This is a genomic window from Noviherbaspirillum suwonense (assembly GCF_900182955.1).
GTDB lineage: Bacteria > Pseudomonadota > Gammaproteobacteria > Burkholderiales > Burkholderiaceae_D > Noviherbaspirillum_A > Noviherbaspirillum_A suwonense.
Genome location: NZ_FXUL01000028.1, coordinates 1 through 13,003, shown reverse-complemented (window position 1 = coordinate 13,003; position 13,003 = coordinate 1). Strand labels below are relative to the sequence as shown.

Genomic DNA, 13,003 nt, shown 5'->3' with positions numbered 1-13,003 from the left:
AAGCCGGGGTTCATGCCATCGCGCATGAACCCCGGCCTCCCTTCATCCCTCGACCGGGAAGGTCACCACGTGGTCCGCGCCCAGCCGTATGCCGATCTTTTCCCCGATCGCATGATCATGATGGGACGGCACCAGCGCCAGCAGCGACTGGCCGCTGGGCAGCTTCAGCGTGTACAGGAACTCGGCCCCGCGGAAGGCCTTGCGCACCACTTCGGCCTGCAGCGGGCTGGCGTCGTCATGGATCACGTCGTCGGCGCGCAGCAGCACGTCGACCTGGCGCGCATCGCGCTCGCCGGTGGCGCAGACATTCACGCCCTGCCATAGCGGCAGGCTGCCCAGTTCGATCTGCACCCGCTGGTTGGGCAGGTCGACCGTGCCGGGCGTGAAGACGCCCTGGCCGATGAAGTCCGCGACGAAGCGGTCGGCGGGGCGGTGGTAGAGGTTGTACGCATTGTCCCATTGCACGATGACGCCCTTGTGCATCACGCCGATCTGGTCGGCGATCGCAAAGGCTTCATGCTGGTCATGGGTGACCAGCACCGCGGTCGTGCCGAGCGCCTTCAGGATGTCGCGCACCTCCAGCGCCAGCCGCTCGCGCAGTTCGACATCGAGATTGGAAAACGGCTCGTCCAGCAGCAGCAGGTCGGGCTGCGGCGCCAGCGCCCTGGCCAGCGCGATGCGCTGCTGCTGGCCGCCGGACAGCTCGTGCGGATACTTGTCCGCCTGCGCCGCCAGGCCGACCAGGTCCAGCAGTTCGGCCACCCGCGCCCGTTTCGCCGCCGCGCTCATCCGGCGCAGGCCGAAGCCGACATTGCCGGCCACCGACAGGTGGGGGAACAGCGCGTAATCCTGGAACACCACGCCGACCTGCCGGGTTTCCGGCGGCGCGGTATGGCTGCCGCCGCTCAGCTCGCGGCCGTCCAGCACGATGCGGCCGGCCGTCACCGACTCGAACCCGGCGATCGCGCGCAGCACGGTGGTCTTGCCGCAGCCGGACGGCCCGAGCAGGCAGCCGATCTCGCCGCGGTCCAGCGAAAAGGACAGGCCATGGACGATTTCGTGGAAGTCACCGCCGAGCGGATAGCCGACGCGGATCGCGTCGACGATCAGGTGGGTCTGGGCGGATTGCGCTGCGGGCATGGAAGTCATCGGTAGGCGGGAAAGATGCTGGAGAGTTGAGTTAATGATTATAATTCTCATCTAGACCACCGTACAGGCTGTTCCCGTCCATGTCCGTTCCCGCTTCGAACGTCAGCGCTCCGATCGTCCCCCCGGCGCCGCGGCGCTGGCCGCGCCTGCGCCTGCCGCATCCCCTGCTGCTCGTCTCGCTGCTCATCGCGGCCGCGGTCGGCGTGCCCGTGCTGGGCGTGCTGGCCAACCTTGCCGGCGCCGGCGGCGTGCCGGGCAACTTCGCCCACCTGTGGTCGACCGTGCTGCCCGAATACCTGGGCAACAGCCTGCTGATCGTGGTGATCGTCGGCGTGCTGTCCGCGGTCATCGGCATCGGCTGCGCATGGCTGGTGGCGGCCTGCGACTTTCCCGGCAAGCGCATCTTCGAATGGGCGCTGGTGCTGCCGCTGGCGATGCCATCCTATGTGGTCGCCTATGCGTACACCGATTTCCTGCAGTTCGCCGGCCCGGTTCAGACGGGCCTGCGGGCGCTGACCGGCTGGCAGGCCCGCGAGTACTGGTTTCCGGAAATCCGCTCGGCCGGCGGCGCCGGCCTGCTGTTTGCGCTGGTGCTCTATCCGTATGTCTACCTGCTGGTGCGCACCGCCTTCATCGAACGCAGCCCGCGGATGTGGGACGCGGCGCGCACGCTGGGCGCGGGGCCTTGGGCCAGCTTTTTCCAGGTCAGCCTGCCGCTGGCCCGGCCCGCGGCGGTCGCCGGCCTGGCGCTGGTGCTGATGGAAACGCTGGCCGACTATGGCGCGGTCGCGTACTTCGGCGTGCCGACGCTGACCACCGGCATCTACAAGTCGTGGTATGCGTTTTCCGACCGCACCGGCGCGGCGCAGATCGCCGCGGTGCTGCTGGTGTCGGTCACGGCGCTGATGATCGTCGAGCACCGCAGCCGCGGCCGCGCGCGCTACTACGCGGTCGGCGCGCGCGGTTCGCGCACCGCGCAGCGGCTGACGGGCGGCGCCGGCTGGATGGCGTCGGCATTCTGCGCGCTGCCCGTGCTGCTGGGCTTCGTGCTGCCGCTGGCGATCCTGGTGCGGCTGATGCGGCAGGAGGCGACGCTGAACATGGGCAGCCGTTATCTCGGCTGGCTGCAGAACAGCATCACCATCGGCGCGGTGACGGCGCTGCTCGCGGTCGCGATCTGCCTGCTGCTGGCCTATGCGGCCAGGGTGTCGCGCAGCCGGCTGCAGGATGCCGCCAACCGGGTCGTCAGCATGGGCTATGCGATTCCCGGCGCGGTCATCGCGGTCGGCATCCTGATCCCGCTGTCGCAGGTGGACAACTGGCTGGCGGGGCAGGGCCTGCGCTTCCTGCTGGCCGGCAGCCTGGTCGCGCTGGTCTATGCCTACCTGGTGCGCTTCCTGGCCGTCTCCTACCAGGGCGTGCAGGCAGGACTGGCGCGGATCACGCCCGCCATGGACGCCAGCGCCCGCAGCCTCGGCCACGGGCTGGCCTCGATGCTGCTGCGGGTGCATGCGCCGATGCTGTGGCGCAGCGTGCTCACGGCCGGGCTGCTGGTCTTCGTCGACGTGATCAAGGAACTGCCGGCGACGCTGACCATCCGGCCGTTCAATTTCGATACCCTGGCGGTGATCACCTACCAGCTGGCCGCCGACGAACGCCTGGGCGAAGCCGCGCTGCCGGCCTTCACCATCGTGATGATCGCCTTCGTTCCGGTGCTGGCGCTGGCGCGGGCGATCGCACGCCAGCATCGCTGAAGCCGGGCCAGCGGCCAGCGTTTCAAGCCCACTGCAGGGTAGGGTCCGACAGCGGGTCGGGGGAGGACGCGGCGCTGCCGCTGCCGTCGTTGCCGCTGTCCGCTTCGCTCTCATTCGCCACGACGACGGTCACCTCGCCGCCATGTCCCGCCAGCCGGGCGACGTCGGCTTCCGTCGCCGTTCCCTCGCCGGGGGCGGACGGCAGCAGCCACGCGGCCACGATGGGCGTGCGCGCCATCGTGGCGCCCTGCACCAGCACGGCCGCCACCCGGTAGCCGTTCCAGAACACGCCGGGCGCGGCCGCGGCCGCAAGCTGGCTCAGCAGGTTCACCAGCGCGCCGTCCAGCGTGCGTGCCGATGCGAACAGGGCCGCGCGGCGCAGGGTGCCGGCGTCCGGCAGGTTGCGCCGCAGCTGCGCCGGCGCTTCCCGGATGCCGGCGCCGTTGTCCCGGTAGCGCAGCGTAATGCCGCGCGCCCTTGCATAAACGGCCAGCGGCACGCAGCGGGCGACGCCCTCCAGCAGCTCGTTGGTCGACACCATCACCAGGTACCGGAGCGCGGTCCGGCGCGCCGCTTCGCCGGCGGACATTGCCAGCACCGACTGGCCGGCAGGCGCCATGCCGAGGCCGCACCAGGCGTCGAGCTGGTGCACCAGCAGGCCGGTCGTGGCGGCAAACATCAGGCAGGACGCGGCGGTGGCCGTCACGGTCGACGCCGCCCGGTCCGCTCCCTGCGCCTGGCTCAGCCCGTAGCTGGCGCCATGACCGTCGCGTTCCAGCCCGCCCCAGGCCCGGGTGGTGGCCTGCGTCAAGCCTTCCCGGACTGCCGCGCATGCCATGCCGGCGCCGAATGCGATGACGAACCGGCTTGCCGCCTCCGGCGAGACGGCGGCCTGCAGCGCGAGTGCCGGCGTCACCAGCACCGCACCGGTTGCCAGCAGCGGCAGGCCATAAACCATCAGCTGCCGCAGGCCGGACGCGGGGTCGACCGGCGCTGCCCGGCATGCCGCCGTCAGCAGCGCCACGGCCGGGCAGGCGACGGTCGCTGTCAGGAAAGCCAGGCCGTTGTATCCAGCCTGGGGAATGCCGTCCGCGTCGGGCGTGGCCAGCGCGGCGGCCAGGGCCGTCAGGCCGGCGGCGACCGGCGCGGCGCCGAGCAGGCCGCCGGCGAGGGTATGCAATTCATTGCAGAGCGCATGCTGCAGCGTCGCATGCGGCAGCAGGTAGCCGTAGCGCAGGCTCACTGCTTCCGCGGTCCACACGACGCCGCCCAAGGCGGCCGCGCCAGCCGCGCAGGCGATTGCCGCGCTGGCGCTCAGGCCCGCTGCGCCGGCCAGGGCCCCGGCCGCGGCTGCCCATTTCGCGGCGCCAAGCGCGGTTCCGGCATTGCGCCATGTCGAAACGGACGGCCGGGAAGACGGTTCCGCCGCGGCGATGTCGCCGGACGGCGTGGACCGGCGATACATCGCCGCCGGATCGTGGACAACTGGAGGAATCATGGTGTCGGCGCCTGGACAGGAAGCGCCCGAGCCTAGCGACGGAATGTGACCGAACCATGACGCGGGCACGGTGTTGCGCAGGTGTCTGGCGCAGGTCAAGCAGCCGCCGCCCGACGTAAAAAAAGCCCCGCCAGCGAACTGGCGGGGCTTTTTGCAGCATGCTGCGGAAGCGGCGGGCCGCTCCGGCTACCTGCTTCCTTGCTTACTTCTTCGCGGCGACGGTAGCGGTCGCAACGCGGGCGCCGGCCTTGCTGGCGGCTTGCGACATCTGGGCGGCGGCGGTGTTGATGTTGGCGCCCATTGCATCGACGGCCTGCTTGGTGCTCTTGCTCAGCTGCTCGTAGCCGGCATTGGCGTTGGCAATGGCGGTCTTCATGAAGGCGACGACGTTTTCCGAACCGGCAGGGGCCGATTTCGAGACTTCATCGACCAGCGTGGCCAGCTTGCGGCTGTGCTCGCCGATCTGGCTTTCGGCCGCCTTGGTCACTTCGGCTTGCAGGCCGGACATGATGGTCATCACTTCGCGGCCATAGGACGCGGCCTTCTCGGCATTCGGCTGTGCCTGGGTGGCGCTCAGCGCGATGAATTCCTGTGCATCCTTGGCTGCCAGCAGCTGGCGGGCATTGCTGGTGCTTTCCTCGAGCGCCGCCTTTGCGACGTTCATGTTGAGTTCCACGACTTTCTCGACGCTTTCGAAAGCCTTGCCGGTCAGCGCGGTCAGCAGTGCGAGTTGGGTTTCGAGATTGGCTTTGGTTGCCGCTGAAAATTGTTCCTGGAACGAAGACATGGATGTTTCTCCTAAGATTTGTCAGTGTTGGATGCAACGCCACGAATCACTGCGAGTCATTGTGCACTGCAACACGGCGTATTCTAGTTTGCACAGATTGCTTGTCAAGCGAATTCTCTCGCGCTGCACCATTTTCGTGACGCGCCTGATCTACGTCAAAAATCGCGAATTCCTGCTATTTCCTGTTTACTGCCTGGTCTATAAGGCGGTAATCCCACAATAAGGGATGCATGGCGGCATGGTAAACTGCGCTTTCCTTCGCAGTCGCTCTCCGCAGTGAACGCTTTTTGTCTCGCGCTTCGCTGTTGCCGCCCCCCGGACGGTCATCGCTGCCACGGTGCAACGTGCCCGTTGCCGCCGGCAGCGCGGATGCGGCAGATACCACGGAACGCCAGATGCCCCAAGTTGCAAGCCCTGCCAATGCGCCCGCGCCAGCCAGTGTGTGGGTCGCGTCCATGCCGTTCGTTTTCGTCATCATCTGGAGCACGGGCTTCATCGTCGCCAAGTTCGGGCTGCCGTATGCGCCGCCGCTGACCTTCCTGCTGCTGCGCTTCGCCGGCGTGCTGCTGCTGCTCGGCCCGCTCGTGCTGCTGATGCGCGCGCCGTGGCCCAGCGGGCGGGTCGGCCATATCGCGCTGGCTGGCGTGCTGGTGCAGGCTGGTTACCTCGGCGGCGTCTGGTGCGCGATCAAGCTGGGCATGCCGGCCGGGCTGTCGGCGCTGATCGTCGGCATGCAGCCCATCCTGACGGCGTTTGCAGCGCCGCTGATCGGCGAGCGGGTATATGGCAAGCAATGGCTGGGGCTGGCGTTCGGCATTGCCGGCGTCGGGCTGGTGGTCGCCAACAAGATTTCGCTGATCGGGCTGAGCTGGCAGAGCATCGCGCTCTGCCTGATGGCGCTGCTGTCGATCACCGTCGGCACGCTGTACCAGAAGCGGCATTGCCCGCAGTTCGACCTGCGCAGCGGCACACTGATCCAGTTTGCCGCGTCCTTCGTCGTTGTGCTGCCGTTTGCGATCGCGTTCGAGCAACTCACGCCCGCGCTGCAGACAGTACAATGGACGCCGCGTTTTATCGGCGCCCTGATGTGGTCGATCCTGGCGCTGTCGATCGGTGCGATTTTCCTGTTGTTTGCGCTGATACGAAAGAGCGCCGCGACCAGTGTCACCAGCCTGCTGTACCTGACCCCGCCAACGACTGCGCTGATGGCCTGGGCGATGTTCGGCGAGGCGTTCAGCCTGACGGGTGCGGCCGGCATGCTGCTGGCCGTGATCGGTGTTTATTTCGTCGTCAAAAAATAATGAAGCCAGAGACAAAGAACAGAAGCGATTACCGCCATTTCCATCCGATCACCACGCGCTGGGCAGACAACGATGCGTATGGGCATGTCAACAACGTCATGTATTACAGCTGGTTCGACACGGTCGTTAACCAGTTCCTGATCGTCAACGACGTACTGGACATCGAACGCAGCCCGGTAATCGGCCTGGTGGTCGAAACCCATTGCAATTACTTTTCCTCGGTCGCCTTTCCCGACCGGGTCACCGCCGGATTGCGGGTGACCAAGCTGGGCAATGCGAGCGTACGCTATGAGATCGGGATATTCCGCGACGACGACGAGCAGGCGGCGGCATGCGGCTACCTGGTCCATGTCTATGTCGGACGCGAAAGCCGCCGCCCGGCCGGCATACCCGACCCGATGCGCCGCCTGCTGCGGACCGTGCTGGTCGAAGCCGAGCCAACCGAAGCAGGAGAATGAGCATGATCCGCACCGAACAGCAGGCCCACGTCGACCAGGCCATCACCAGCAGGCGCTCGATCCGGGCCTATCTGCCCGACCCGGTCGCCCGCGAGGACATCGAAAGCATCCTGGAAGTGGCGGCGCGGGCGCCGTCCGGCACCAATACCCAGCCGTGGAAGGTCTATGTGCTGACCGGCAGCGCGCGCGACCGCCTGTCCGCCGCCATCGTGAACACCTACCTGGACCCGCAGGCGGCCAGCGGCCATGCGGAGGAATACAGCTACTACCCGACCAAGTGGGTGTCGCCGTACATCGACCGGCGGCGCAAGGTCGGCTGGGACCTGTATTCGCTGCTCGGCCTGACGCGCGAGGACAAGGCCGGCATGCAGGCCCAGCATGCGCGCAACTACGGGTTCTTCGACGCCCCGGTCGGGATGATCTTCACGATAGACCGCATCATGGAGCGGGGCTCCTGGCTGGACTACGGCATGTTTTTGCAGAACATCATGGTCGCGGCGCGCGGGCGCGGGCTGGACACCTGCCCGCAGGCGGCCTTCACCCAGTTTCACCGGATCATCAGCGACGAGCTGCAGCTGCCTGCCAACGAGCAGGTAGTGTGCGGCATGGCGCTGGGATATGCAGACCCGGGCAAGATCGAGAACAGCCTGGTAACCCAACGCGAACCGGTCTCCGGCTTCGCCAAATTTCTGGAATAAGTCATGAACAAGATTGCAGTCATCGCCGGCGACGGCATCGGCAAGGAAACCGTCCCGGAAGGCCTGCGGGTGCTGGACGCGGCCGCGCGCAAGTTTTCACTCGATCTGCAGTGGGACCATTTCGACTTCGCGTCCTGCGACTATTACGCCAAGCATGGGCAGATGATGCCGGACGACTGGAAAGACCAGATCGGCGGCCATGACGCGATCTTCTTCGGCGCGGTAGGCTGGCCCGACACGGTGCCCGACCACGTGTCGCTGTGGGGCTCGCTGCTGAAGTTCCGGCGCGAATTCGACCAGTACGTCAACCTGCGGCCCTGCCGGCTGATGCCCGGGATCCCGTCGCCGCTGGTCGGCCGCAAGCCCGGCGACATCGACTTCTACGTGGTGCGCGAAAATACCGAGGGCGAATATTCGTCGGTCGGCGGCCGGATGTATGAAGGCACCGACCGCGAGGTGGTGTTCCAGCAGAGCGTGTTTTCCCGCGCCGGCACCGACCGCATCCTGAAGTTCGCGTTCGACCTTGCGCAGAGCCGTCCGAAGAAGCACCTGACGTCGGCCACCAAGTCGAACGGCATCTCGATCACGATGCCCTACTGGGACGAGCGCGTGGTCGAAATGGCGAAGAACTATGGCGACGTCAAGGTCGACAAGTTTCATATCGACATCCTGACCGCGCAGTTCGTGCGCAATCCGCAGTGGTTCGACGTGGTGGTCGCCTCCAACCTGTTCGGCGACATCCTGTCCGATCTCGGCCCCGCCTGCACCGGCACCATCGCGATCGCGCCGTCCGCCAACATCAACCCGGAGCGGCTGTTCCCATCGCTGTTCGAACCGGTCCACGGCTCGGCGCCCGACATCGCCGGCCGCGGACTGGCCAACCCGATCGGCCAGATCTGGTGCGGCTCGATGATGCTGGAGCATCTCGGCCATCCGGAAGCCGGCGCCGCTGTGCTCACGGCCATTGAGAAAGTGCTGGAAGCAGGCCCGAAGAATGCGCCGTTTACGCCGGACATGGGCGGCACCGCCAGTACGTCGGACCTCGGTCGCGCAATTGCCGAAGCGGTTGCGGCTGCGTAGGCGGAACCCTTCGTCGACCAGTTCAACACGATCCGGTGATGCGCTGATCGCACCGCCGGATTGTGGTGACCAGGCAGCAAACCGCTGCCAAAAGCTAGAAAACTTCTTAAAGTAGTGCGCTAAGCTGTTCATTATCTTGCGATATTTGTTCAGTTTGCTACACTGCAAGGAATTTCACGTTTCAAAAGCCCGGGAGTTGCAATGGCCAGAACAGCGCTAGCCATGATGTTGTCCTTTGTGTTGATCATGTTTGCTACGCCCCAAGCGCTGGCCAAAACCAACTCCAAGCAAGTCGCCAAGAAAGCCGCCGTCGCCAAGGCGCCGGCAGCCAAGCGGCCGGCCGCATCCGCGAAACAGCCGGCAAAGCAGGCGGCGAAGCAGGCCGCCCGCCCGGCAGGGCGCGTGATCGGCAAGGCAAGGGGCCGTGTCGCGCCCCTGGTCGCCGAGGAACGGCTGGTGCCCAAGGTCGTGCGCGGCCGGCGCGGCCGCCAGCTTGTCTACCAGCGCGTGGCGCCCATGCCGGCGCTGCCGGTGGTGCCGCCGGTCATGACCGCCGGCGACCTGGCCGGCCTGAACCTGACGCGCGACCCGCTGGACCTGAAATCGAATGCCGCGCTGGTGCTGGACCAGTCCACCGCCGAAGTGCTGTTCGAAAAGAATTCGCAGGTCGCGCTGCCGATCGCATCGATCACCAAGCTGATGACCAGCCTGGTCGTGGTCGAGGCCAACCAGAACATGGATGAGCTGATCTCTGTGACCAACGAGGACATCGACCGCGAGAAATTCAGCCATTCCCGCCTGCGCGTCGGCTCGCAGCTGACCCGCACCAACATGCTGCACATCGCGCTGATGAGTTCGGAAAACCGGGCGGCGTCGGCGCTGGGCCGCAGCTATCCGGGCGGGCTGCCGGCATTCGTCGCGGCGATGAATGCGAAAGCGCGCGCGCTGGGCATGGTCAATACCCATTACGTGGATTCCACCGGCCTGTCGAGCAACAACGTGTCGACGGCGCGCGACCTCGCCAAGCTGGTGGTCGCCGCGCACCAGCATCCGCTGATCAGGCAATACTCGACCGACAGCAAGTACGCGGTGGAGCCGGGCGGACCGATGCTGCAGTACCGTAATTCCAACCACCTGGTCGATAACCCGGACTGGCAGATCGGCCTGCAGAAGACCGGCTACATTTCCGAGGCGGGCCGCTGCCTGGTGATGCAGACGCAGATCGAGGGCCGCCCCATCGTGATGGTGTTCCTGGATTCCAAGGGCAAGACCTCGCGCCTGGCCGACGCCGGCCGGATACGCAAGTGGCTGGAAAACGTCCGTCCTACCGCTTTGAGCAGGGCAATCACCGCTCAAAGCTCCTGAGAGCTCCTGAGCTTAACGCGCGGCCGGGTCGCCTTCGACCGGCGGCACGTGGCCGAGCACCGTCGATATTTCCTGCACGGTATGCAGCAGGTCGCTGATCCATTCTTCCTGCAGGCGGTCGGCGGGCGCCGAAATCGACAGGCCCGCAATCAGCTTGCCGCTGTCGTCGCGGATGCCGGCCGCCATGCAGCGCACACCCAGTTCCAGTTCCTCGTTGTCGCGGGCATAGCCGCGGGCGCGCACCAGGCTCAGTTCGCGTTCGAGCTTGGCGAGGTCGGTGATCGAATTCTTGTTGTGGCCGGCCAGGCCGGTGCGGGTCGCATACGCGCGCACCAGCTTGGCGTCGTCGGCTGACAGGAACAGCTTGCCGGTCGACGTCAGGTGCAGCGGCGCCCGGCCGCCGATGGCGCGCACCACCTGCATGCCCGACCGCTCGGAGAACGAGCGGTCGATGTAGACGATTTCATCGCCCTGGCGCACGGACAGGTTGACCGTCTGCTGGGTCCGGCGGTGCAGCGCGCGCATGAAGTCCAGCGACGCTTCCCGCACGTTCAGCCGGCTCTTGACGATATTGCCCAGTTCCAGCAGCCGCATGCCGAGCCGGTAGGTGCCGGGCTCGGCACGGTCGACGAAGCGCTTGAGCACCATGTCGTTCAGGATGCGGTGGGCGGTGGAGGGATGCAGCCCCGTGACGGCCGAAAGCTGCTTCAGGCTCACCGGATCGGGATACTCCGCGAGCGCATCGAGCAGGCCTATCATGCGTTCGATGACCTGAATGGAGGTCTTTTCGGAATCCTGCGGCTGGTCGGTGTTTTTCATAGGAAACTGGTGCAATGCAATAAGGCTTTATATCACAATGTGAAAATTTATCAAACGTGGCGGCTGCTGTCATCTGCATCGATCGCCCGAATTATTTTCATGTGCCGGCCATGTCGGGAAAGCACCATTCACAGCCATAATGCAGCCTGCATCGCAACGGACAAGAGGATAAGAAGACTATGGGCGTCATTACCAACATCGAAGACCTGCGCATACTGGCCGAGCGGCGCGTGCCGCGCATGTTCTACGACTATGCGGATTCGGGTTCCTGGACCGAATCCACCTACCGTGCCAACAGCGACGACTTCGCGAAGATCAAGCTGCGGCAGCGGGTCGCGGTAAACATGGAAAACCGCAGCCTGGCCAGCACCATGGTCGGCCTGCCGGTGGCGATGCCGGTGGCGATCGCGCCGACCGGGCTGACCGGCATGCAGCATGCGGACGGCGAGATCCTGGCGGCCAAGGCGGCGGAGAAATTCGGCGTGCCGTTCACGCTGTCGACGATGAGCATCTGCTCGATCGAGGACATCGCGGCCAACACCACCGCGCCTTTCTGGTTCCAGGTGTACTTTATGAAGGACCGCGACTTCATGAGCCGGCTGGTCGAACGGGCGCGCGCCGCGAACTGCTCTGCGCTGGTGCTGACGCTGGACCTGCAGATCCTCGGCCAGCGGCACAAGGACCTGCGCAACGGCCTGACCGCGCCGCCCAAGCTGACCCTAAAGAACATCATGAACATGGCGACCAAGCCGGCCTGGTGCCTCGGCATGCTGGGCACCAAGCGGCGCGGCTTCGGCAACATCGTCGGCCATGCGAACAACGTGTCCGACATGTCCTCGCTGTCGTCGTGGACCGCCGAGCAGTTCGACCCCAGGCTGTCATGGGACGACGTCGAATGGCTGCGCCAGCGCTGGGGCGGCAAGCTGATCATCAAGGGCATCATGGACCCGGAGGATGCGCGTATGGCTGCGCGGAGCGGCGCCGATGCGCTGATCGTGTCCAACCACGGCGGCCGCCAGCTCGACGGCGCCGAGTCGTCGATCAGCGCGCTGCCGGCCATCATGGACGCAGTCGGCGGCCAGATGGAAGTGCACCTCGACGGCGGCATCCGCTCCGGCCAGGACGTGATCAAGGCGCTGGCGCTGGGCGCGCGCGGCGTCTACATCGGCCGCGCCTTCCTGTACGGGCTGGGCGCGATGGGCGAGGAGGGCGTGACCCGCGTGCTGGAAATCATCCGCAAGGAACTGGACATCACGATGGCGCTGTGCGGCCTGACCGACGTGCAGAACGTCGACAAGAATATCCTGCTGCCCGGCACCTACCGATGAATCCCGACGAGCCGGCGTTCAGCGCATTCAAGAGCCGCGGCGGCTTGCAGCGCATCGCCGGCGCGATGCGTTATTCGCTGGCCGGCCTGCGCAGCGCATGGAAGCATGAGCATGCGTTCCGGCAGGAAGTGATGGTGATCGTGCCGGCGGCGGTGGTGGCGGTGCTGCTGCCGGTGACGGGGATGGAGCGGCTGCTGCTGCTGGCGAGCATGGTGCTGGTGCTGGTGGTTGAGTTGCTGAACTCGGCGATCGAGGCGGTGGTGGATCGGGTTTCGCTGGAGCGGCATCCGCTGTCGAAGAATGCCAAGGATTTCGGCAGCGCGGCGGTGATGCTGGCGGTGCTGCTCTCGCTTGCGTGCTGGGGGGTGGTTTTGTGGGGGTGGTGGGTGGGGCGCGCCTAGGTCGCGGGGGGTGTTGGAAGTGGGCCTGCGGGGCCGCTTCGGTCCACCTGCCCGTGGTTAGTTGGACCTTGCTGCGCACGACTGCCGACCGTTACGTCGTTCTTGCGCGCGCAGCGACAGTTGCGGTTGCAGTTAGCTCCGCGCAGCGACCGTTGTGGTTGCCGTTGACGTTGCGCGTAGCGACAGTTGCCGTTGCTGTTGACGTTCCGCGTAGCGACAGTTGCCGTTGCCGTTGCCGTTGCCGTTGCCGTTGCCGTTACCGTTGCCGTTGCCGTTGCCGTTGCAGTGAATCCCCGTTAGATGGCGACGCGTCGCCAGTGCCTGAAACGGATAAAGAAGCGTCCGCTGTCTGAGCGAAGCGAGTT

Annotated in this window: 12 protein-coding genes and 1 pseudogene; 8 read left to right on the top strand and 5 right to left on the bottom strand. The window is 66.1% G+C overall.

Annotation, left to right across the window (positions count from 1 at the left end; translation table 11 throughout):
- Positions 1-42 precede the first annotated feature (42 nt).
- Positions 43-1,140, bottom strand: coding sequence for an ABC transporter ATP-binding protein (locus QOL82_RS25030; protein WP_430438544.1), 1,098 nt, complete (start codon positions 1,138-1,140; stop codon positions 43-45).
- A gap of 89 nt (positions 1,141-1,229) precedes the next feature.
- On the opposite strand from QOL82_RS25030, the gene QOL82_RS25025 reads away from it, so the two are divergent.
- On the top strand, positions 1,230-2,903 hold the full coding sequence (locus QOL82_RS25025) for an ABC transporter permease (RefSeq protein WP_283445042.1): 1,674 nt from the start codon (positions 1,230-1,232) through the stop codon (positions 2,901-2,903).
- Between the two features lie 22 nt (positions 2,904-2,925).
- Here the strand turns inward: QOL82_RS25025 and QOL82_RS25020 are convergent, their stop codons facing one another.
- A complete protein-coding gene (locus QOL82_RS25020) occupies positions 2,926-4,401 on the bottom strand; it encodes a hypothetical protein (RefSeq protein WP_283445041.1) in 1,476 nt (491 codons plus the stop codon).
- A gap of 202 nt (positions 4,402-4,603) precedes the next feature.
- On the bottom strand, positions 4,604-5,188 hold the full coding sequence (phaP, locus tag QOL82_RS25015; RefSeq protein WP_283445040.1) for a TIGR01841 family phasin: 585 nt from the start codon (positions 5,186-5,188) through the stop codon (positions 4,604-4,606).
- Positions 5,189-5,643: 455 nt separating this feature from the next.
- Between phaP and QOL82_RS25010 the strand changes: the two genes are divergently transcribed.
- The 5 genes from QOL82_RS25010 to pbpG all read left to right on the top strand — a co-directional run bounded on the left by QOL82_RS25010 (position 5,644) and on the right by pbpG (position 10,090).
- On the top strand, positions 5,644-6,489 hold the full coding sequence (locus QOL82_RS25010; RefSeq protein WP_430438547.1) for a DMT family transporter: 846 nt from the start codon (positions 5,644-5,646) through the stop codon (positions 6,487-6,489).
- Positions 6,489-6,947 carry an acyl-CoA thioesterase gene (locus QOL82_RS25005; RefSeq protein ID WP_283445038.1) on the top strand — a complete coding sequence of 153 codons (459 nt, stop codon included), beginning with the start codon at positions 6,489-6,491 and terminating at the stop codon, positions 6,945-6,947. The genes QOL82_RS25010 and QOL82_RS25005 overlap by 1 nt, the downstream gene beginning before the upstream one ends.
- A 2-nt stretch (positions 6,948-6,949) precedes the next feature.
- Positions 6,950-7,645, top strand: coding sequence for a nitroreductase (locus QOL82_RS25000; protein ID WP_283445037.1), 696 nt, complete (start codon positions 6,950-6,952; stop codon positions 7,643-7,645).
- 3 nt (positions 7,646-7,648) lie between these two features.
- The gene (locus tag QOL82_RS24995) at positions 7,649-8,725 is read left to right on the top strand and encodes a tartrate dehydrogenase (RefSeq protein WP_283445036.1); all 1,077 of its coding nucleotides are present in this window, start codon (positions 7,649-7,651) and stop codon (positions 8,723-8,725) included.
- Between the two features lie 201 nt (positions 8,726-8,926).
- On the top strand, positions 8,927-10,090 hold the full coding sequence (gene pbpG / locus QOL82_RS24990; protein WP_430438543.1) for a D-alanyl-D-alanine endopeptidase: 1,164 nt from the start codon (positions 8,927-8,929) through the stop codon (positions 10,088-10,090).
- Between the two features lie 12 nt (positions 10,091-10,102).
- Here pbpG and QOL82_RS24985 read toward each other — a convergent pair whose 3' ends face one another.
- A complete protein-coding gene (locus tag QOL82_RS24985; RefSeq protein WP_283445034.1) occupies positions 10,103-10,909 on the bottom strand; it encodes an IclR family transcriptional regulator in 807 nt (268 codons plus the stop codon).
- A 179-nt stretch (positions 10,910-11,088) separates the two neighbouring features.
- Here QOL82_RS24985 and QOL82_RS24980 point away from each other — a divergent pair, with 179 nt between their 5' ends.
- Positions 11,089-12,237 carry an alpha-hydroxy acid oxidase gene (locus QOL82_RS24980; protein WP_283445033.1) on the top strand — a complete coding sequence of 383 codons (1,149 nt, stop codon included), beginning with the start codon at positions 11,089-11,091 and terminating at the stop codon, positions 12,235-12,237.
- Positions 12,234-12,638 carry a diacylglycerol kinase gene (locus tag QOL82_RS24975; RefSeq protein WP_283445032.1) on the top strand — a complete coding sequence of 135 codons (405 nt, stop codon included), beginning with the start codon at positions 12,234-12,236 and terminating at the stop codon, positions 12,636-12,638. Before QOL82_RS24980 ends, QOL82_RS24975 begins: the two co-directional genes overlap by 4 nt.
- A gap of 132 nt (positions 12,639-12,770) precedes the next feature.
- Here the strand turns inward: QOL82_RS24975 and QOL82_RS24970 are convergent.
- Positions 12,771-13,003: pseudogene (locus QOL82_RS24970) on the bottom strand (hypothetical protein); the annotation flags it as partial.